Source organism: Paradesertivirga mongoliensis (assembly GCF_024436395.1).
GTDB classification, from domain to species: domain Bacteria; phylum Bacteroidota; class Bacteroidia; order Sphingobacteriales; family Sphingobacteriaceae; genus Paradesertivirga; species Paradesertivirga mongoliensis.
On record NZ_JAFMZO010000003.1, the window covers coordinates 222937 to 243689 of the forward strand.

The 20753-nt window shown below is 42.9% G+C and carries 16 protein-coding genes; 9 read left to right on the forward strand and 7 right to left on the reverse strand.

All coding sequences use genetic code 11. The annotated features are described in order from the left end of the window. Positions 1-132: 132 nt before the first annotated feature. Both J3P43_RS12245 and J3P43_RS12250 read right to left on the reverse strand, forming a co-directional pair. On the reverse strand, positions 133-4236 hold the full coding sequence (locus J3P43_RS12245) for a hybrid sensor histidine kinase/response regulator transcription factor (protein WP_255902776.1): 4104 nt from the start codon (positions 4234-4236) through the stop codon (positions 133-135). Positions 4237-4327: 91 nt separating this feature from the next. Continuing rightward, positions 4328-5533 (reverse strand): proline dehydrogenase family protein, encoded by a 1206-nt coding sequence (locus J3P43_RS12250; RefSeq protein WP_255902778.1) that lies wholly within the window; start codon positions 5531-5533, stop codon positions 4328-4330. A gap of 56 nt (positions 5534-5589) precedes the next feature. On the opposite strand from J3P43_RS12250, the gene J3P43_RS12255 reads away from it, so the two are divergent. Together J3P43_RS12255 and aroB are read left to right on the forward strand one after the other, a co-directional pair. Continuing rightward, the gene (locus J3P43_RS12255) at positions 5590-5796 is read left to right on the forward strand and encodes an RNA-binding S4 domain-containing protein (protein WP_255902780.1); all 207 of its coding nucleotides are present in this window, start codon (positions 5590-5592) and stop codon (positions 5794-5796) included. Beyond that, positions 5796-6863 carry a 3-dehydroquinate synthase gene (gene aroB, locus J3P43_RS12260; protein WP_255902782.1) on the forward strand — a complete coding sequence of 356 codons (1068 nt, stop codon included), beginning with the start codon at positions 5796-5798 and terminating at the stop codon, positions 6861-6863. The genes J3P43_RS12255 and aroB overlap by 1 nt, the downstream gene beginning before the upstream one ends. Positions 6864-7089: 226 nt before the next feature. On the opposite strand, the gene J3P43_RS12265 is transcribed toward aroB, so the two are convergent. Continuing rightward, positions 7090-7668, reverse strand: a complete 579-nt coding sequence (locus tag J3P43_RS12265) for a PhnA domain-containing protein (RefSeq protein ID WP_255902784.1) — start codon at positions 7666-7668, stop codon at positions 7090-7092. A gap of 88 nt (positions 7669-7756) precedes the next feature. Beyond that, positions 7757-8671 carry a pirin family protein gene (locus J3P43_RS12270; protein ID WP_255902786.1) on the reverse strand — a complete coding sequence of 305 codons (915 nt, stop codon included), beginning with the start codon at positions 8669-8671 and terminating at the stop codon, positions 7757-7759. Positions 8672-9228: 557 nt separating this feature from the next. Between J3P43_RS12270 and J3P43_RS12275 the strand changes: the two genes are divergently transcribed. Next, on the forward strand, positions 9229-9687 hold the full coding sequence (locus tag J3P43_RS12275; protein ID WP_255902788.1) for a YMGG-like glycine zipper-containing protein: 459 nt from the start codon (positions 9229-9231) through the stop codon (positions 9685-9687). Between the two features lie 384 nt (positions 9688-10071). On the opposite strand, the gene J3P43_RS12280 is transcribed toward J3P43_RS12275, so the two are convergent. Next, positions 10072-11100, reverse strand: a complete 1029-nt coding sequence (locus tag J3P43_RS12280; RefSeq protein WP_255902790.1) for an Atu2307/SP_0267 family LLM class monooxygenase — start codon at positions 11098-11100, stop codon at positions 10072-10074. Positions 11101-11376: 276 nt separating this feature from the next. On the opposite strand from J3P43_RS12280, the gene J3P43_RS12285 reads away from it, so the two are divergent. The 5 genes from J3P43_RS12285 to aroC all read left to right on the forward strand — a co-directional run bounded on the left by J3P43_RS12285 (position 11377) and on the right by aroC (position 16731). After that, positions 11377-11739 (forward strand): VOC family protein, encoded by a 363-nt coding sequence (locus J3P43_RS12285; RefSeq protein WP_255902792.1) that lies wholly within the window; start codon positions 11377-11379, stop codon positions 11737-11739. 416 nt (positions 11740-12155) lie between these two features. Continuing rightward, complete coding sequence (locus J3P43_RS12290) at positions 12156-12986, forward strand: prephenate dehydratase (protein WP_255902794.1); 831 nt, start codon at positions 12156-12158, stop codon at positions 12984-12986. Between the two features lie 158 nt (positions 12987-13144). Continuing rightward, positions 13145-14254 carry a chorismate mutase gene (locus tag J3P43_RS12295; RefSeq protein ID WP_255902796.1) on the forward strand — a complete coding sequence of 370 codons (1110 nt, stop codon included), beginning with the start codon at positions 13145-13147 and terminating at the stop codon, positions 14252-14254. Beyond that, on the forward strand, positions 14254-15525 hold the full coding sequence (gene aroA / locus J3P43_RS12300; protein WP_255902798.1) for a 3-phosphoshikimate 1-carboxyvinyltransferase: 1272 nt from the start codon (positions 14254-14256) through the stop codon (positions 15523-15525). Before J3P43_RS12295 ends, aroA begins: the two co-directional genes overlap by 1 nt. A gap of 114 nt (positions 15526-15639) precedes the next feature. Further along, complete coding sequence (gene aroC, locus J3P43_RS12305) at positions 15640-16731, forward strand: chorismate synthase (RefSeq protein WP_255902800.1); 1092 nt, start codon at positions 15640-15642, stop codon at positions 16729-16731. A gap of 77 nt (positions 16732-16808) precedes the next feature. Here the strand turns inward: aroC and J3P43_RS12310 are convergent, their stop codons facing one another. Together J3P43_RS12310 and accC are read right to left on the reverse strand one after the other, a co-directional pair. Next, complete coding sequence (locus J3P43_RS12310) at positions 16809-17393, reverse strand: riboflavin synthase (protein ID WP_255902802.1); 585 nt, start codon at positions 17391-17393, stop codon at positions 16809-16811. 36 nt (positions 17394-17429) lie between these two features. Beyond that, positions 17430-18920, reverse strand: coding sequence for an acetyl-CoA carboxylase biotin carboxylase subunit (accC, locus tag J3P43_RS12315; protein ID WP_255902804.1), 1491 nt, complete (start codon positions 18918-18920; stop codon positions 17430-17432). A gap of 328 nt (positions 18921-19248) precedes the next feature. Here accC and rpoN point away from each other — a divergent pair, with 328 nt between their 5' ends. Beyond that, complete coding sequence (gene rpoN, locus J3P43_RS12320) at positions 19249-20724, forward strand: RNA polymerase factor sigma-54 (RefSeq protein ID WP_255902806.1); 1476 nt, start codon at positions 19249-19251, stop codon at positions 20722-20724. Positions 20725-20753: the final 29 nt, after the last annotated feature.

Genomic DNA, 20753 nt, shown 5'->3' on the forward strand with positions numbered 1-20753 from the left:
GAGCGAAAGACTTTAATGTAGGCTATGTATTCCGATCACAGGCGATTTTTTTTCTTCGTCCAATAGTCACACACCAAAAATCAACACGGGTTGTCTGAAGAGGTGATTGCTTTTGGCGACCTGCGAATGACGTCAGTCGTTAACGCTTTGCGCCCTGCTTTGTTCAATATAGGCAGATGGAAGCATATTATACTCCGCTTTAAATGAGCGCACAAAATATTTCTGACTTTTGAACCCAACTTTGTACCCGATTTGAGAAATGGTTAGATGGCCCTTTTCTAACAGTTGGGCGGCACGTTTTATTCGCACCGAGCGGATGAACTCAACAGGAGTCTGACCGGTTAGCGCCAGTACTTTCTTATAAAGAGTTACCCGGCTCATATACATTTCGCTGCTTAACTCCTCGACAGAGAAATCCGCGTTTGAAATGTTCTTCTCTACCACCAAGAGAGCCTTTTGGATAAAGGTTTCATCTGGCGATTCAACTACGATATCGGACGGTTTTACTTCTACTTGTTTTTGGTATGTTTTCCGCATGGACTCTTGTTGAAGTAGAATATTCCTGATTTTCGAAAGTAAGATCTCAAAATTAAATGGCTTGGTCATATAGTCGGTAGCTCCCGTTTCCAGGCCTTTTAAATGCTGTTCCTCGCCCGTTAATGCAGTTAAAAGCACTACTGGAATATGTAAAGTTCTTGCATCCGACTTGATTTTTCTGCATAATGCTATCCCGTCCATTTCCGGCATACTGATATCACTAACAATTAAATTAGGGTGCAGCGCAAGTGCTTTTTGCCAGCCTTCTTTCCCGTTGCAAGCTTCGATAATATGAAAGGCTTCCCGGAGATTATCTTTCAGATAAAATCTAAAATCATCATTATCCTCCACTAATAAAACCGTTTGCTTCTTACCGCTTCTATTCTCGACAACAGCCTGCTTCTCTCCAACCGGCATTTCTACAGGCGCATTATCCTGGCTTTTAGTTTTGATCGGCAGTGTTACAGTAAAGCAGCTTCCCTCGCCAATGACACTTTCTACAGTAATTTCCCCTCCGTGAAGTTTTACAAATTCTTTGGTTATAGAAAGCCCAATTCCACTCCCCTGGTTCACCATGGTTCCGGGAACATCGTTTTGAAAGAAACGTTCAAATATCTTATCCTTTTTTTCGGGGGGAATGCCGATTCCGGTGTCGATTACCTTGATTTCAAGGTGAGAGTGATTTCCTCTGGCGCTTTCGATCTGGTTCAGCAATACGCTGATATGGCCTCCTTCGGGAGTAAACTTAAAGGAGTTTGAAAGGAGATTAAATAAGATCCGCTCAATTTTATCATGATCAAAGCGGGTTTCAAGCGTTTCGCATTCAGAATCAAATACAAAACCGATGTTCTTTTTTTCGGCAACATCAGAGAAGGAATAAGAAATTTCTTTGATAAATTTTATCAAATCACCCGGCTTCGGATGAAGTTTCAACTCCTGAACCTCCATTTTACGAAAGTCAAGCAATTGATTAACAAGATTTAACAACCTACGCGCGTTACGATTTATCATCTGTAACTGACGCATTTGCTCGGGTTCTTCAGTTTGCTTGATAATCTTTTCAACCGGAGCCAAAATCAGCGAAAGCGGGGTTCTGAATTCATGGCTCACATTTGTGAAAAACTTAATTTTCATCATATCGAGTTCGTGCATCCGTTTGGCTTCCTGGCGTTCCTGCTCCAACTCAAATTTGGCCTTGATCTTCTGTATTCCACGCCGGCGCAAGCTATAGAGGGTGAAAGCAAACAGGAGAAAATAGGTAACGTATGCAAAAGAAGTTTTCCAAAACGGCGGCAGCACTTCTATTTTAAAATTCAAAACTCTGCCGCTATAAATACCCTCCTCATTAGTTGCCCTAACTTTAAACGTATACGAACCCGGGTCGAGATTGGTATAAGTAGCTTTACGCACTTTGCTGTTGGCATTGAGCCAGTCTTTGTCAAAACCTTCGAGCATATATTGCAGGCTCACTTTCTCCGCATTGAAAAAATAAAGCGCTGCAAACTCTATTGAAAACACGTTTTCGCTATGTTTTAGAGTAACAGACCCTGTTTCGGTGATAGACCGGGTAAGAATTTGGTGTCCGTCGACCTCATCCCCCGGTTTTAAACTAGTGTTAAAAATCTGAAAATCGGTAAGGGCTAAAATCGGTTGCCGGCGGCTTGAGCGGATGGTTTGGGGATCGAAAATATTAAAGCCGTTGGCTCCGCCAAATATCATTTCGCCGCGTCTGGTCTTTAATGAAGCGCTTTCGTTAAATTCAAGGCCCTGAAGTCCGTCAGCCTCGCCATAATTTTTAAATTTAAAAATCAGAGCGCCGTCCTCAGATTTTGAAAGGATAAGGTTGGAAAGACCATTGGCCGTGCTAAACCATAAATTTCGGTTGTTATCCTCCAGTATATCGATAATAATATCGTCAGGAAGACCATCACTTTTGTGGAAGTTAGTAAACTTATGCGTACCCGGGTTCAACATACTTAATCCCTCGCGGGTACATATCCATACCAGCCCCCTGCTATCGATCAGCATATTGCTTACATTATCGTGGATCAGGCTTTGCGGATCATCATCACTATGGTTGTAATGGATAAACCTGTTGGTCTGTTTCAAGAGCACATCTATTCCCTGCGATGTACCGAACCAAATATTACCAGCTCTATCCTCCAAAATGGAAGAAGTATAAACGGATGGTCCTGTTCTTATACGACGGAAAGTTTTTGTAGCGCGGTCAAATTTGTTTACTCCTCCTGTTAATGTTCCTACCCACAGGTTTCGTTGCGAATCCTCAAAAATCTCCCAAACCCGATCATCCGACAAGCTTTTGGGATTGTTATCATCATGTCGGTAATGAGTGAAATTCTCTCCGTCAAAACAATCAAGTCCGCCGAAATATGTACCAATCCAGAGCTTTTGTTCATGATCTATACATAAGCTGACAATCACATCATTGCTCAGGGTGTTTTTGTTGTTGGGATTATGCTTATACTGGGTAAAGCGATTGGTCTTCCGGTTAAAATAGATCAGTCCCCCGCCATTTGTTCCTATCCATAAGTTACCTTGAGCATCTTCAACAAAGCGGTTAACATCGTCGTATTTAAGGCTGGTAGGGTCCGATGCATGATGTCTGATCAAAGGAAACTTGATAATATTTTCATGATAGTAACTCAGCCCCCGCTTGTAAGTACCAATCCAGATTATTCCTGAATTATCCTTATACATTGACGTTGTGCTGTTTTGAGCAAGACTTTTTGGATCGTCTTCGCGATGAACGAGATATCGCACAGTAAAATCCCGCTTGTTTATTAAGTTCACGCCTCCATGATCGGTGGCGATCCAGATCAAACCTTTTTCATCCTGCAGGATTTGGTAAATAATATCCGAATTAAGCTTATTTTTTGAGTTACTTCCGAAATGCTTTAATGCCTTCTTAGCAGGACTGTAATAATATGCGCCTATTGAGCTTCCTGTTGCAAAAGTCCAGATATCGCCCTGTCTGTCAATGCTAATCCGGTAAGTTGCCGTTAAACGGCGGCCTTGTTTACTGATGATATCGGTTCTTACACTGACTTTTCTGCTGCGACCGTCGATTTTCTCCAGAATTCCATCCCGATAGATCACCCACATATTACCCTGGCTGTCCTCTGCCATGTCGGAAACTGCATTAGAATACAAGGGATTTTTACTATTGCCACCCCTGTAGAAATGTTGCACTGCTTTATTTTTAGAATCATAGCGACAAATGCCCAGACTGGCATTAATAAACCAGTAATTCCCCTTTCTATCTTTTTTTACCGAAGCTATTTCTGGCCATGGAATCGATAAAGAACGGAGATTTCGCTCCACGTTCTGATCGAATCTTTCGGTATGCGGGTTATAGACGGTAAAGCCAACTCTGGTCTGTATCCATAATAAGCCGCCGGGACCTTCCTGAATGTTTTGTATAAAATCATCCCGCAGCGCAGTAGTATCGCGTAATTTATGTTTGAAAACCTTAAAATTAAAACCGTCGTAACGGTTTAAACCGGTCATGGTACCAAACCACATAAAGCCCTTGCTGTCTTTAAAAATGGCAGTAACCTGGTTGTGCGACAGACCATTATTGATGTTAAGATGAGAAAACTGATATTGAACCTCCTGGGCACGCACTCTACCATAAAGGAAGCTTATGGCACACCACAACAGAACTAGACTTCGATACATGGGTTTACTATTGGCATCACAAAGAATGTGATTTAGAATTAAATATAGGTGAAAACTTCCAGATTTAATTCTCCATATGCAAATCCGGGCATTAAAGCGCCTTGCGTCTCTCCCTTTCTTTGATAATCAGGCTAAGCTCGCGGCTCATCTGTCCGCTGATTGCAGTATTCTCATCAGCCCGCCTGAAAAGGTAAGGCAGCACCGCCTTTACTGGCCCATAAGGAACGTACTTAGCCGTATTATAACCCGCCGCAGCCAGGTTGAAACTTAAATTATCGCTCATTCCCAACAACTGAGAAAAGTACACATGAGGATGGTTTATTGGAATAGATGCATCTTTCAAAAGTTCTGTCAAAATCCGGCAACTCTCTTCGTTATGCGTACCGGCCACCAACCCAATATACTTGATATGCTGTACACAAAATTTAAGGGCAATATTGTAATCCTGATCTGTAGCTTCTTTCGAACTATGAACCGGCGAAGTGTACTCCAGTGCCAGTGCGCGATTTTGTTCCTTTTCGAGATAGGCTCCACGCACCAGCTTAGCTCCAAGCAGGAAACCATACGTTTCTGCCTGAAGGTAGTGATCCTTTAATGTAACGAGGCCATTGGTTAGATACAATTGATAAGTATTGTACACAATCACTTGCTCGAGATTATACAATTGCATCATCTCTAATGCCAGAGTATCGATAGCATTCTGGACCCACGACTCTTCAGCATCTATCATCACCGGCACTTCCAGATCATATGCGGTTTTGCAGATGTTGTTTACGCGGCCTTTTACTTTAAAGTATTCGGCTTGCTCAGAAGCGTCAAGATTTTGACCGGCACTTACTTTTGCCAGCAATTCTACTCTTGCTATGCCGCTTATTTTAAAAACACTTAGCGAAACGCGGTCGTCCGAGCCAGCTTTTTGGATGGTTCTGATTATTTCAGCGGTGGTACTGCTGTAATTTGCTTCTTCCTGCACTCCCTCAACAGAGTAGTCGAGAATAGTGCCAACCCTTCCATCTGAAAGGCTGCTGATAACGGACTCACAGTCATCAATCGATTCGCCACCGCAAAACTGTTTAAATAAAGTATTTTTAATTAATCCCGTTACGGGTAAACCCAGCCTCAAAGCAAAAGCTGTTAAGGCGGGTCCTATAGTAGCTAGCAGCTTATTATTGATCAGTTTAAAAAGCTTGTAGGCATCATCAAGTTCCTTGTCGCTTTTTCTGCGGAAGGCGATTTCTGTGTTGTCGAAATTTAATGGGATAGATTCGGAGTTGGGGTCGCCCACTTTTTCAATCATTCACAAAATAACAGATTATCGATTTAATTGTTCCAGAAGGATTGTAAGTTTGCAGCATGATAGAGTTTAAACTGGAGGGAGAATATATTCCGCTGATTCAACTTTTAAAAGCGACCAATCTGGTTCAAACTGGCGGAGAGGCTCAAATCGTTGTAACTGAAGGCCTTGTAAAGTACAACGGCGAAGTAGACTACCGCAAACGCCTGAAAGTAAAACAGGGAGATATTGTAGAATTCGACAACAAAAAAATCATCATTAAATAATGCAACCAATACAAAGCAACGGTTATTCCGTCTTTTTTGATCATACACTTTCATCACTTAAAGATTTTTTGGATCAATCCTCGTACTCCAAGATCTTTTTTCTGACAGATTTAAACACTTCCGAGCATTGCATGCCACTTATTGGCAAATACCTTCCGCATCTCGACAATTATGACATTATCGAAGTAGACCCGGGTGAGGAGAATAAGAATATCGATTACTGCATTGGTGTATGGCATATGTTACTGGATTTTGGAGCTGACAGGAATAGCTTACTGATCAATTTGGGTGGTGGCGTTGTAACCGACATGGGTGGCTTTGCTGCATCAACGTATAAACGCGGAATTGATTTTGTTCAAATCCCAACCACATTACTCTCGCAGGTAGATGCTTCGGTGGGGGGTAAAACCGGGATAGATTTAGGCAGTGTTAAGAACATTATTGGTACGTTCACTCAACCAAAAGCAGTTTTTATCAGTACAGAGTTTTTAAACACTCTCGGCGAAAGACAACTGGTATCTGGCTTTGCCGAAGTGGTGAAACATGGATTGATTGCCGACCGGGCTTATTTCGACCGGATAAAAACTGCAAATGCTACCAAACTTGAACCTGAAATAATCTACCATTCGGTAGAGATTAAAAACCATGTGGTTGTTACCGATCCGTATGAAAAAGGGTTGCGCAAAACCCTCAACTTCGGTCATACTATCGGGCACGCAATCGAAACTTATTCGCTTAAAACAGATAAAAGCCCATTACTGCATGGTGAGGCTATTGCAGTGGGTATGATTTGCGAAGCATATCTTTCACATAAATACAATAAGTTAAGCGGCGGTGAATTAGACGAACTAATAGCCTTCATCCGGTCTGTTTTTCCTGATTATGCTTTTTCAAAGGAAATCTACCAAGAAGTGCTTGACTATATGAAAAACGATAAAAAGAACTTGCAGGGCAATATCGGCTTTGCCTTGCTAAGTGAGATTGGGAAGTGTGATTTCAACATTTACCTCGAAGAGGAAAAGATTATCGAGAGCCTCGATTTTTACAACGAACTTCTGATTAATTAAGGCCGGCGGAAAGACCTGAATAAGAGAAAAAGAACCAGTAGTAACAACGGAAGAAACAAGATACTAAAACTGGTTTTTCCGCCCCAGTTTCCTCCGATGACGATACAACCCTGAAGCTGAACAGCAAGCAGAAAAATTATCAGATAAAACACTTTCTTCATATCGCTTTATCTTAGCGACAAGTTGGCTAAAGACTTTGTTTTAAAATATCGGCTCCCTCCCCTTACTAGACGGATCTCCTGATAAATTTGGTAAGAATAACAATGGTATCGCCGTTTATTTTCCCTTCTACCTGCTCCGCATTATCACTAACCAATCTAATCTTACGAACCACAGTACCTTTTGGTGCGATATAATTAGTCCCTTTTACATTCAAATTCTCTGTAAGGATCACAGTATCTCCGGCTTGAAGAACCACACCGTAACTATCTTTATGAATTACTTTTTCAGCTTCAATAACGTCCTCAGCATTAGCCCATTCGATAAGAGCTTCGTCGAGATATGCCGATTCCATCGCATTCTGTGCCCAACCTTCGGCAGGCAATTTGCTTAATATTTTATACGAAAGTACCTGAACCGAAGGCACTTCACTCCAGATGCTTCCTTCCAGGCAGCGCCAGTGATGTGCATTGGAAAAATCCTTTGAACTTATTTGTCCGTAACAAACGTCACAAAGTACCACCTGGTTATCCGCAACATCATCTGTTTTTGGAGGAACTGTGTAAGCCTGTAAGTTATCGTCCGGTAAGCTGCAAAGCTCACAAACCTGATTGCTTCTGTTTTGAAGCTGGAGAGTAATTGTCATCGGCGCAAATTTAGCGTTAAATCTGATTAAACGACGATCTACCGAAAAAGCGGAGCGGTTAAATGCCAACTGAGCGATTGCCCCCTTTTCAGGAAAGAACCTCGGGAGCAGGTCCGCTTGCGGGCCTCGACTTATCTTCCGGAAGCGGAATGAACTCACTGTTATCTGTCGGTGGCAGCAAGATTCTTCCTTCCTTCCAATCGGCCTTTGCCTGCTCTATCCGCTCTTTGCGGGAAGACACAAAGTTCCACCAAATATGCCGTTCGCCCAGTGGTTCTCCACCAAGCAACATCAGTATCGACGATTCCCGTGCAAATATTACCGGATCCGCACCTTTAATAAACACCAACATCATACCAGCTGTATAGGTTACTCCTGAAAGCTCAATGCTCCCTTTTGCGATATAAATACCTCTCTCGGCGTGTTCCTGAGGAAGGGCAAAGCGAGTGCCCTTATCCAAGACTAAATGTAAATAAAACAGGGAGGAATGTGTCTTCACCGTATTTTTCAGACCATACGCCTCACCAGCTATTAAACGCATCCATACGCCCGTATCTGTAAACACTGGCAATTGCCCGGTCTTATAGTTCTCAAAAGAAGGCTGGGTTTCTTCATCCTTTTCGGGAAGGGCAACCCATGTCTGAAGCATTTCGAGTGTTCCCCCTGCCAGGGCAGCAGGGTCTTCGAATCGCTCTGAATGGGCAATTCCGCTTCCGGCGGTCATCCAGTTCACCTCTCCAGGCCGAATTATCTGCTCTACTCCGAGGCTATCTCTATGGGTAACCTGCCCTCCAAACAAATAACTAACTGTCGAAAGTCCAATATGAGGATGTGGTAAAACATCTATTGACGACGAAATCTGCGGCTGGAAATTGACCGGGCCGGCGTGATCCATAAAGATAAAAGGACCGACCATTCTCCTTAACCGGAAAGGTAAAATTCTTTTTACATCCATTCCGGGCGCCAATGAGGCTCTTCGGGCTTCTATTACAATGTCTAGCATAGAAATCTGATTTTTGATGAGGGCCTTACCCTCTTACATGCAAAATGATGAATTTATCTGATAAAATTATATCCTTAGACTTGAATCTCCTATAAAAAAGCAAACCCCAATCAATATGATCGGGCGCTTACCAAACTAACCTGGTTTAATTGTGATTGAGATCGCCTGATTTAATTAAGTTCTATAGAAGCCGGTAGCTCAGTTTAGCTCGCCCAGGCCCCTCTTCGCTATGTTGATTCAAAAAATTTACTCCGGCTAATGCAACGGATAATAAGAATTACTCATATTGTCAGTGTTACGGCGGGCTGCATCAATACCGAAAAACAGGTATTTAGCAGAAGTCACAACTATGCATAGGAAACTTGTACTTATTACTATACAAAAACCTACTTGTCAAAAATCCAGTCACGACTTTTTTAAAATAAACGCACTATTTTATCAATTAATGCGGGTGGTCTGGAGTATTTCGGGCAAGTATTTTTATCTAGACGAAAATCAGGCGCGATATTTGCCTCCTTAAGCTGAACAATATTTATCGTTCAGTTATTAATATGATCATGAAAAGAATTGCACTTATTTTTGCTGTGGTAGCCACCTTTGCCGCATGTAACAACTCTTCAAAAACAGATTCAGTGCTTAAAGAGCAGGCGTTGAAACAAGTAAGAGACAGTATAAGATTAGATAGCTTTAACAGGGCCGAAGCTCAGGAGCTTAAAATCGCAGAGGAGAAAAAACAAATGGAATTGCAAAATGCTTCTGCCAGCTCGCAAAAATCGAGCACCGAACGCAGCTATGTAAAAGGTGTTTCCGAGACTTACACCAACACACAGCCCGCAAAAAAAGGATGGAGCAAGGCTGCAAAAGGAGCTGCTATCGGAGCTGGCGTTGGAGCCGTTACCGGGGTAATAGTTGATAAGAAAGATGGGCGTGGTGCGGTGATTGGCGGACTTGCCGGCGCTGGCGCTGGCTATGTTATCGGTCGCTCTAAAGACAAAAAGGACGGAAGAGTACAGTAAAACATTTCATTTATCAGATATAAAGGTGCGGATAATATCCGCACCTTTTTTCGCTTTGGATCCAAAAGAACAGCACCCTGCACGATACTCCGCAACAGTTTGTACGTCAAGTGGAAAGACATGAACAGGACCCCGGAAGTTTAGTATCACCGACGACAAAATATTGCATGATTTTCAAGACCACTCGCATTTCGTTAAACTATTATTATTTTTTTTGAATTTTCTTTGCAAAGATCGCAAACATTCGTATATTTGTGTCAGGTTTATAATTGGTTAGTTTTAAAAGTCTTCATTCTCCCCGTTTGAAGACTTTTATTTTTTTAGCCAGTCTCAGCGTTCGAATAACACTTATCATCCATACTGGATTTATAACCCTATTGCGCTTCAGCTGCCGAGATTACGATGAACGTACGGAATTACCTCCTGCCCTATCAATTCAATCGATCGCAATAATTTTGACTGCGGTAAAGCGGCATTATCCATTTGAAAGGTAAGCCTCGAAATTCCACCTAAGGCCTCACTGTGCCGAAGTATCTTTTCAGCAACCTCCTCTGGCCCGCCAACCAACAGCGCACCAGTTTCTCCTGCCTGAGCTTCGAAATGCGCGCGTGTCACAGGAGGCCAGCCACGCTCCTTACCAATCCGGGTAAAGGTCTCTGCGTAGCCTGGATAGAAGTCATTCACCGCAGCCTCCCTGGTCTCGGCAATATATCCCAGCGAATGCAGGCCAACTTTCAAACGCTCTGGCGCATGCCCTGCCTTGTCACCAGCTTGCCTGTATAAATCGATTAAAGGTCTGAAACGATGCGTTTCATCACCAATAACAGCTACCATCAGCGGCAGGCCCAATGTTCCCGCACGAACAAAAGAAGCAGGCGTTCCGCCTACTCCTAACCAAATCGAAATATGCTCCTGAACTGGTCTGGGGTATATAGCCTGCTCCTTAAGAGGCGGACGAAACCTGCCTGACCACGATAAAGTTTCATTTTCCCTGATCTGAAGAAGCAGGTCCAGCTTCTCAGAAAAGAGGGCGTCATAATCATTAAGGTTCAGGCCAAAAAGGGGATATGCTTCAATAAATGATCCCCGACCCACAACCATTTCTGCACGCCCGCCGGATATCAGATCGAGTGTCGCAAAATTCTGAAACACGCGCACCGGATCGGCAGCACTTAACACAGTTACAGCACTGCTTAAACGAATTGTCTTGGTTCGGGAAGCAGCAGCCGCAAGTATGAGCGCGGGCGCCGAGTCAAGAAATTCTTTGCGGTGATGCTCACCTATACCAAAAACATTTAGTCCCGCCTGGTCAGCATGTTCAATTCTCTCCAGCAATTGCGACATAGCATTTACATTATCTGCGCTATTATTGTTTAAGCCAGCTGCGGCAAAACTGTCAATTCCGATTTCCATAGAAACGAAGGTATTATATAAACCTGTTGCTGATACAGAGGGGATCGAAACATTACAATTTCTTTACCATCTCTAAGATGCCTTGCGTAGTCATCAGATGACTTTAACACTACTCTTGAAACACTCTGGGTTTGCATGCCGGTATACACGAAGCCAAAACAATATATCTCTTTATTAAGGTAATGATTTGGAATGCAAACTCAATTCCTCATTACCAGATAATTGGGCAAAATTTTTAAATTGTGCCAATAATCTTTAACATTATACCTAAAATACATGGAACCTAAATTCGAAGGCGGCATCAACATCGCTATTAAAATCCCTAAAAGTAAGTACGACGAAACCGTCCGCTTTTATAAAGATATTTTGAAACTTGAAGTCACTGAAAAGCCAATTGAGAACCCCACGGTATCAAGAACCCACGAGGTTAAATTCGGATCAAATGTAGTGTGGTTGGATTGCGTAGATAATTACAGCCATTCTGAAACCTGGCTGGAACTTAAAACGTCAAATATCGACGACGCTACCCGACATCTTCGTTCCAATGGAATTGAACCATGTGACGAACTGGAAAAAATCCCTGAGAACATGCACTGGATTCAAGATCCTTCCGGAACGGTGTTTATACTTGGACAATAAGCTGAGAAAAAAGCCACGGCCTAACCCCAACAAAAAGAGATCCCGCAAGTGTCTCTTTGGGACCAGCTCATGACTATGCCGCACAACAGATCCTGATTTCGGGAACAGAGTATAAAGGCGGGTAGGGCCACAGCACCACGAAGGAGTTCCTGCGCACCTTCAATCCTCTCATTTCAAACACTTCTAAAGTATCGGGACCAAGTTTTTATAAATTGTTTTAATTTTTAACTTTTTAATTTTGACTTTACCGTGAAGTATCTTACATTTGCCACATCAAACAGAAAATGCAACAAATCAACACATATTATTTCGGTTACTTTTACTACTACCAGTAAGAGCCGGGACTGATATGTTTTGAAACCAAACGAAATTATATACAGAGTCCCGGCCAAACAGCCGGGACTTTTTTTTTAACAATGAGCAAGAAAAGAGTAGCAATTCAGGGCATCAAAGCATCGTTTCACGAAGAGGCTGCGCTTAAGTTTTTTGGTAAAGATATCGACACCATAGAGTGTAATAGCTTTAAACAAACCTGCGAGGAACTAAAAAACAAAAATGCCGACTTTGTGGTGATGGCCATCGAAAATTCCATTGCCGGAAGCCTGCTGCCGAATTACACACTGCTCCGCGATTATCATTTTTCGATCATCGGCGAAGTTTATTTGCACATTCAGTTAAATCTGCTGGCACTGCCAGGTGTAAAGTTCGAGGATATTAAACGTGTGGAATCGCATCCGATAGCTATTCGCCAGTGCGATGATTTCTTTAATGAGTACCCGCATTTAAAAGTAGCCGAGAGTGTTGACACTGCCGCCTGCGCAAAACGCATTCAGGATGAACAGCTGAGGGATACAGCCGCTATCGCCAACAAATTGGCAGCAGAGACTTATGGCCTCGATATTATGGAGCGCCGAATTGAAACTAATAAAAAGAACTATACCCGTTTTTTGATACTGACGGATAACAAAGACATAGTTGTTGAGGATGCAAACAAAGCATCTATATCTTTCCAGGTTGCCGATGAGCCGGGATCACTGGTAAAAGTGCTGAACGTTTTTGCTGACCATAATATCAATATGAGTAAGGTGCAAAGCATGCCCGTTTTAGGCAAGCGCAATCAGTATAACTTCTATATCGATCTGGAGTTTCCGTCGAAGGAGGATTATGATGAAGCGGTACGGAAAATATTAAGATATACGTTAAATTTTGCCATAATGGGCGAGTATAGGAAAAATGACTCGGTGTAATAAGAGGCAAGAAACAAGAAAAAAGAGACAAGATATAAACGTAAAAGAAACAAATAATTAACCGAAGAGAGACAAAGAGAAAGATAAGAGAGAAACGGAAGTATAACCCGCCAGATCTTGATTCTTGATTCCAACATCTTGATTCTAAATAAAAAAGTATGAAACTGAATCTCAACATAGAGCCATTAAGCAACTGGCTAACTCCAAAAAACCAGCCCCTTATAATCGGCGGCCCATGCAGTGCTGAAACTGAAGAACAACTTCTGGCAACTGCTCACCTTCTTGCTAAAACCGGAAAAATCTCCGTTCTAAGAGCAGGTATCTGGAAACCACGTACCCGTCCGGGAGAATTTGAAGGTATTGGAAGCATCGGCTTAGAATGGTTAAACCGTGCAAAAGCAGAAACCGGCTTGCCTATTACGGTAGAGGTTGCTAATGCAAAACATGTTGAGGAGGCTTTAAAGGCTAAAGTTGACATTCTTTGGGTTGGTGCCCGTAGCACCGTGAATCCTTTTACTGTACAGGAAATTGCTGATGCACTTAGAGGAGTTGACATCCCGGTAATGGTAAAAAACCCGGTTAACCCCGATCTACAGTTATGGATTGGTGCCCTGGAGCGTTTCAACCAGGCTGGCATCACTAAATTGGCTGCTATCTCACGTGGGTTTTCTTCTTTCGAAAAGTCTGCTTTCCGTAACGAACCAATGTGGGAACTAACTATCCAGTTAATGACTATGTGCCCTGAGTTACCGGTAATTTGCGATCCAAGTCATATTTGCGGTAACCGCGACTTAATTCCTTACATTTCTCAAAAAGCATTAGACTTAGAGATGGACGGATTAATGATCGAATCTCATATCGACCCCTCTGTTGCCTGGACTGATGCAAAACAACAGGTTACTCCGGCTGCTTTGTCTGATCTGATCGATAATTTAACTATCCGTACTCCGGAGCCGAAAAGCGCAGAAGTTTCTGACAAACTAACTGAACTTCGTAAACAAATCGATAAAATTGACGACCAGATCATCCAAAAAATGTCTGAGCGTATGGCAATAGTTGATAAGATTGGAGAGTATAAACGCGATAACAACATCACCATTTTACAGCTTAACCGTTGGGAAGAAGTGATTGAAAGACGTGCAAACTTTGCTAAAGCGTTAAAGCTTGACGAAGCTTTCACAACGAAAATGCTCGAGCTGATACATAACGAATCTATTCGCAAGCAAACTGAAATCATGAATGCTACTGAGACCTTAGAGCAAAAATAATGGATCATTTGATTCTTTCTAAACCCGGCAAAAACACTAATTGCACCATTCAGCTGACTGGTTCGAAAAGTGAAAGTAACCGGGCTCTGATATTAAATGCACTTAGCGGCGGCCGGGTGAAGGTGAAGAACCTTTCGAGCGCTGATGATACAGTAACCCTTGCGGGAATTGTGGAAGAGGTGAAAGGTGAAAGATTGAAGGTGAAAGATGGCGACCAGGCCATTCTTGAACTACCGGTAATAAATATAGGTCCTGCTGGAACTGCCATGCGTTTTTTAACGGCGTATTTTGCCGTTACCGGTACTGAGGTTATTCTTACAGGCACAGAGCGGATGAAGCAACGCCCTATCGGGATACTGGTAGATGCATTACGTAGCTTAGGTGCAGAGATTGATTATGTAGAAAAAGACGGATTTCCACCCCTGCAATTTAAAAGTTCATTTGAGCAAAAAAAGGATAAGATAAGCATCCGGGGAAACATAAGCTCACAGTTTATTACAGCATTGCTTTTGGTTGCTCCGTCTCTGCCTAAGGGCCTTGAACTTACCATTGAAGGCGAACTTACTTCCCGGCCATATGTGGAAATGACTTTGAGGATGCTGCAGGAAGCTGGGATTGAACACCACTGGAAGGATGATGTAATAAAGATCGCTTCGCAAGAATTCAAAGATTCTGAGATTACGGTTGAACCGGATTGGAGCGCGGCTTCGTACTGGTACTCCATCGCGGCTTTGAGTGAAAAAGGATCGGTTATACTCCCCTATTTGAAAAAGGATAGCCTTCAGGGCGATAGCAGGATTGTGTCCATTATGGAGAGCTTCGGGATCAGCACAGAGTTTACTGCAGTGGGTTTACAGCTGAGCCGTAACGGCAACAGTCCTAAAGGTACTTTCTTTGATTTAAAAGATTGTCCGGATTTAGCGCAAACCGTTATTGTTTGTAGTGCGGCTTTAGGTCATAACGCTACCTTTACAGGATTGGAGACTTTAAAGATCAAGGAAACTGACCGGATTGCCGCTTTACAGAATGAATTGGCAAAGATTGGTGTAAGCCTGAATGAAGATCATGAGAACTACCATCTGGACTGTTCCGGACTACATTTCCCAGATAAGATTGCGATCAGCACGTACGAAGATCACAGAATGGCAATGGCATTCGCGCCCCTGGCACTCAAAATAAACAAACTCGAAATTGAAGAACCGCAGGTAGTTGGAAAATCTTACCCAAGCTTTTGGGAAGATTTGAAAAAAGCCGGGTTTGAAATAGAATAGACATGAGATTGGAGATGTGAGATCTTACAGTATTTCCCGCATCAATCTCAAACAATTAAGAGATAATAGCTTGAGTTCTCAAATCTATTATCTCAAAACTCACATCTTATAAAAATGGCAGGTAACTCCTTCGGACAATTATTCCGCATCACAACTTTCGGTGAATCACACGGTGAAGCAATTGGTGTAATCATCGATGGCTGCCCTTCGAATATTAAAGTAGATATAGAGTTTATCCAAAGCGAGTTGGATAAACGGAAACCCGGGCAGTCAAAAATTACCACTCAACGGAAAGAAAGCGATACCGCTCAAATACTTTCGGGAGTTTTTGAAGGAAAAACAACCGGCACTCCTATCGCCTTGTTGATTCCTAACGAAGACCACCGTTCCAAAGATTACGATCACAATAAAGATATCTTCCGCCCCTCACATGCCGACTTCACGTATCAGTCTAAATACGGGATTAGAGATTATCGTGGCGGCGGCAGATCTTCGGCCCGCGAAACTGCAGCAAGAGTAGCCGCCGGAGCAATTGCAAAGTTATTCCTGGAACAGAAAGGTATCGAGATATTTGCTCATGTTTCTTCGGCAGGTACGATCGATGCGCCTAATATTAAGATTGACAGCGTCAAAGAACTTGTCGAAATCAGGGAAAGCAATATCGTTCGCTGCGCCGATCCGGCAACAGCCAATGAAATGATAGAATTTATTGATCAGGTGCGCAAGGATGGCGATACGGTGGGCGGAAAGGTTTCCTGTATCATTAAAAACTGTCCGGTTGGTTTAGGCGAGCCGGTTTTTGATAAACTTCATGCGGATTTAGGAAAAGCAATGCTCAGCATCAACGCCGTTCACGGTTTTGATTACGGTTCCGGTTTTGCCGGCTCTGAAATGAGAGGTTCTGAACATAACGATCTGTTTGTGCCTCCAAACGGAGATAAATCTGTAACTACATTAACGAATTACTCTGGAGGAATACAGGGTGGTATTTCGAATGGAATGGATATCACCTTCCGTGTGGCATTTAAACCTGTAGCAACCATCATGAGCAATCAGCAAACAGTGGATAAGGAAGGCAATGCTGCCGAAATAAAAGGTAAAGGCCGGCATGATCCATGTGTGGTGCCTAGGGCGGTTGCGATTGTAGAAGCCATGGCTGCACTTGTGATAGCGGATCACTGGCTGCGGAACGAAGCTTATAAGTAGATTGATCGAATAAGGGCTCCTAATCCGACGGGACGGGAGCTCTATAATTTCCTATCAAGAGGATATCGGGATTTAAACTACTTCTGCATCAACCTTGCCACATATTTGCCAATAATATCAAACTCAAGATTGACCAGGTGGCCGGGCCTTACTTGCTGAAGGTTAGTATTTTCAAACGTATAAGGAATTATTGCAACAGAAAATTGATTTTCCAACGAATTTACAACCGTTAAACTGATTCCATTTACGCAAACCGAGCCCTTTTCAACGGTAATATTTCCCATCGATCCGTCATATTTAAACGTATACTCCCAACTGCCGCCTCTCTCCTTCAGGTCAACACACTCTGCAGTCTGGTCAACGTGCCCCTGAACGATATGTCCGTCTAATCTGCCATTCATCTGCATACAACGCTCAAGATTCACCAGATCGCCCTCCTTTAATGCTCTGAGATTAGTTTTAGAGAGCGTTTCTTCGATAGCAGTTACAGTGTGGGTATTTTGTTCAAAGCTTACTACAGTAAGGCATACTCCGTTGTGAGCTACCGATTGATCGATTTTTAGCTCTGTTGAAATCGCCGATTCAATAGTGATGTGAAGATTTTGATCCTCCTTCCGCAACGTTTTAACCAGTCCGAGCGTTTCTATAATTCCTGTAAACATGTTTCGAAGATATAAAGAGCAGGCGCGATAATCAAATTAATACTCAGTACGACTTCGTTTCCAGTTTGACGAATTTCCGGTGGTGTTGACAATTTTTGCGTTTGAACTGCTTTGTTCCTGAAGCTTAACGGCAAGCACAGCTGCTATAAAAGCATCCTCTTCAAGATCTTCGCCGCTAAATTCCGGATCATAATATTTGCTTACAAAATGAGTATCGAACCTCCCGCTCGTGAAAGCCTGATGCTCCATCACAAACCTTCCGAAATTCAGCGTATTTCTGACGCCCGTTATCTGATATTCGTCTATTGCCCGTTTCATTCGCTCAATCGCCTCGCTCCTGCTTGCCCCCCATACAATTAGCTTTGCGATCATTGGGTCGTAGTAAATGGGAATATCCATTCCCTGGGCAAAACCATCATCCACCCTAACGCCGGGCCCCTGGGGTACTTTATACCGTTGGAGCGTCCCGATATCTGGCAAAAAGTCGTTTGTCGGGTCTTCTGCATATACCCTTAGCTCAATAGCATGTCCGTTGATCTTCAAATCATCTTGCTTAAACGAGAGCTTTTCTCCGTTCGCTATCCTGATCTGTTCTTTCACCAGGTCCAGACCCGTGATTGCCTCTGTAACCGGATGCTCCACCTGCAACCTCGTATTCATTTCCAGAAAGTAGAAATTCAGGTTTTCATCAAGTATAAATTCGACCGTTCCCGCGCTGGTATAGTTGCATGAACGGGCAGCATCAACGGCGCATTTGCCCATCCTCTGCCGTATTTCAGCATTTAGAACCGACGAAGGTGCTTCTTCTATTACTTTCTGATGTCGTCGCTGAACCGAACATTCGCGCTCGAAGAGATGAACAATATTCCCATGAGAGTCGCCCAAAACCTGAATTTCTATATGACGCGGGGATGTAACATACCGTTCAATAAATACGGCGCCATCCCCAAAGGCCGAAATTGCTTCAGAAACTGCACGTTGCATCTGTTCTTCGAAATCTTCTTCCCGCTCCACTATCCTCATTCCCTTTCCTCCCCCACCGGCGGCAGCTTTGATTAATATCGGAAATCCAACTTCTGCAGCACGTATTTTCGCTTCTCCGACGTCCGTTATAGCGGTATCTGTGCCTGGTACGAGCGGAATGTTGTAAGATAGCGCTGCTGCTTTCGCAGACAACTTATTTCCCATAATCTCCATAGCCTCCGCTGTCGGCCCAATAAATATTAATCCGGCTTCAACAACGGCTTTCGAGAAAACAGGATTTTCCGATAAGAAACCGTATCCGGGATGAATTGCATCTGCACCGGTTTCTTTACAAGCCGCCAGAATATTTTCAATCAACAGATACGACTGATTAGAAGGAGCCGGACCAATACAAACAGCCTCATCAGCATATTGAACATGTAAGGCACTTCTGTCCGCCTCAGAAAAAACAGCTACCGTGTAGATGCCCATTTCACGAGCCGAGCGCATTATTCGTAAAGCAATTTCGCCACGATTTGCGACGAGTATTTTTTTTATCGGCATATATCTATTTCTATTTCCAGGTGAGGGAGCGGAGAATAAGTCACAATATCTGCGATTGGCGCAAAAGATGCGGGATAAATCTGCTTATTACTCCTCATGTGTTTAAAATTTACGAAAGTTAAAATTGTTTTATATGCAGCACATACCTTTCCATCAAATCACATAAGTAACTGTAAATTAAACCAATAACTAAACCAGAAAGGCTTTAATAAAAATTTAAAATCTTTTATTGAATATTTGCGTTACCAAATTAGCCAAATTAAGCCGAAAGGCTATGGTTGCCGCCCTACTTAATAATCATTTTAGTAATTTTGGGGCTCTTGAAAATATGCTAAGACAAAACTTACAACAGAAATTACTTCAAAAGTTATCTCCGCAACAGATACAATTTATAAAATTGCTACAAATACCCACTGTAGGCCTCGATGCGAGAATAAAAGAAGAACTTGAAGAAAACCCTGCTCTTGAAGATCTTAGCCTTGTAAATTTAAATGACCCGGTAGAGGAATATCCCGACAAGGACCCTGACACCCAAGAATTTAATGCAGAAGAAACCGGAAACGACGAGTTTGATGAGTTTAATGTAGACGACTATCTACAGGAGGACAGCATTAACGACTACGGATCTAAATACGAGCAGAACGGAGACGACGAGGAAGAACGGAAAGAAATGCCTATCGCTATTCAGTCATCGTTTTATGAAACCCTTCAGCAACAACTTGATTTAGCTCCGATATCAGACAAAGATTTCGCCGTTGGCCGTCAAATTATCGGCAGCCTGGACGATGACGGGTACCTTCGGCGGTCGATCACGTCATTATTAGATGACCTGGCGTTCTCCCAGAATGTTATAGCTGAGGAAGAAGAAGTTGAGGATATGCTGAAGCTAATCCAGTCTTTTGAACCCGCAGGTGTAGGTGCCCGCGACTTGCAGGAATGCCTTTTAATTCAACTTAGAAAAAAAGAGCAGACGCCCGTTATACAAAAAGCAATTAAGGTGGTTGAAAACTACCTTGATGAATTCACAAGGAAGCATTACGACAAACTTGAACGGTCTCTTAATATGGATTCGGTTGAATTAAGAGAAGTGATAGCTGAAATTCTTAAACTCAATCCGAAGCCGGGAGATGCCGGAGAAACGAACACAAAGCAGCTGCAGGTAATTCCGGACTTTCACATCAGCAATAATGAAGGCACTTTGATATTAACGTTGAATTCTCAAAATGCTCCGGAGCTACGAGTTAGCCGCTCGTACAAAGAAATGTTTGAGCATTACGATAAAGCTTCGCAAAAAGATAAAAAATTGAAGGAAGCTGTTCAATTTGTAAAACAGAAGCTTGACTCGGCCAGGTGGTTTATAGACGCTATTAAACAGCGCCAACAAACCTTGCTCAAAACGATGAACGCCATCATGCAATATCAATACGAATACTTTTTGACGGGCGATGAGCGAAATCTGAGACCCATGATCTTAAAAGATATTGCCGACAAGATTGGGATGGATATTTCAACCGTGTCGAGGGTAGCTAACTCCAAATACGTTCAAACCGAATTTGGAACCTTTCTTTTAAAGTCTTTTTTCTCTGAAGCCATTCAGATGGAGAGCGGTGAAGAGGTATCAAACAAAGAGGTAAAGAAAATCCTGGAAGAATGCATCAGTAACGAGGACAAACAACACCCTCTTGCCGACGAGCGATTAACCGAAATCCTTAAAGAAAAAGGCTACAATATTGCCCGCCGTACCGTTGCCAAATACAGGGAAGCAATGAATATCCCGGTGGCGAGGCTTCGGCGCGAGCTCTGATTTTGCTTCCCGGTCGCCAATACGCCAAT

Coding starts and splice junctions, on each gene's coding strand:
- J3P43_RS12250 (WP_255902778.1), bottom strand. CDS start 5,533: ATGATTGAAAAAGTGGGCGACCCCAACTCCGAATCTATCCCATTAAAT.
- aroA (WP_255902798.1), top strand. CDS start 14,254: ATGGATCATTTGATTCTTTCTAAACCCGGCAAAAACACTAATTGCACC.
- aroB (WP_255902782.1), top strand. CDS start 5,796: ATGCAACCAATACAAAGCAACGGTTATTCCGTCTTTTTTGATCATACA.
- J3P43_RS12295 (WP_255902796.1), top strand. CDS start 13,145: ATGAAACTGAATCTCAACATAGAGCCATTAAGCAACTGGCTAACTCCA.
- J3P43_RS12310 (WP_255902802.1), bottom strand. CDS start 17,393: ATGTTTACAGGAATTATAGAAACGCTCGGACTGGTTAAAACGTTGCGG.
- J3P43_RS12245 (WP_255902776.1), bottom strand. CDS start 4,236: ATGTATCGAAGTCTAGTTCTGTTGTGGTGTGCCATAAGCTTCCTTTAT.
- J3P43_RS12255 (WP_255902780.1), top strand. CDS start 5,590: ATGATAGAGTTTAAACTGGAGGGAGAATATATTCCGCTGATTCAACTT.
- aroC (WP_255902800.1), top strand. CDS start 15,640: ATGGCAGGTAACTCCTTCGGACAATTATTCCGCATCACAACTTTCGGT.
- J3P43_RS12280 (WP_255902790.1), bottom strand. CDS start 11,100: ATGGAAATCGGAATTGACAGTTTTGCCGCAGCTGGCTTAAACAATAAT.
- J3P43_RS12265 (WP_255902784.1), bottom strand. CDS start 7,668: ATGACAATTACTCTCCAGCTTCAAAACAGAAGCAATCAGGTTTGTGAG.
- accC (WP_255902804.1), bottom strand. CDS start 18,920: ATGCCGATAAAAAAAATACTCGTCGCAAATCGTGGCGAAATTGCTTTA.
- J3P43_RS12275 (WP_255902788.1), top strand. CDS start 9,229: ATGAAAAGAATTGCACTTATTTTTGCTGTGGTAGCCACCTTTGCCGCA.
- J3P43_RS12285 (WP_255902792.1), top strand. CDS start 11,377: ATGGAACCTAAATTCGAAGGCGGCATCAACATCGCTATTAAAATCCCT.
- J3P43_RS12290 (WP_255902794.1), top strand. CDS start 12,156: ATGAGCAAGAAAAGAGTAGCAATTCAGGGCATCAAAGCATCGTTTCAC.
- rpoN (WP_255902806.1), top strand. CDS start 19,249: ATGCTAAGACAAAACTTACAACAGAAATTACTTCAAAAGTTATCTCCG.
- J3P43_RS12270 (WP_255902786.1), bottom strand. CDS start 8,671: ATGCTAGACATTGTAATAGAAGCCCGAAGAGCCTCATTGGCGCCCGGA.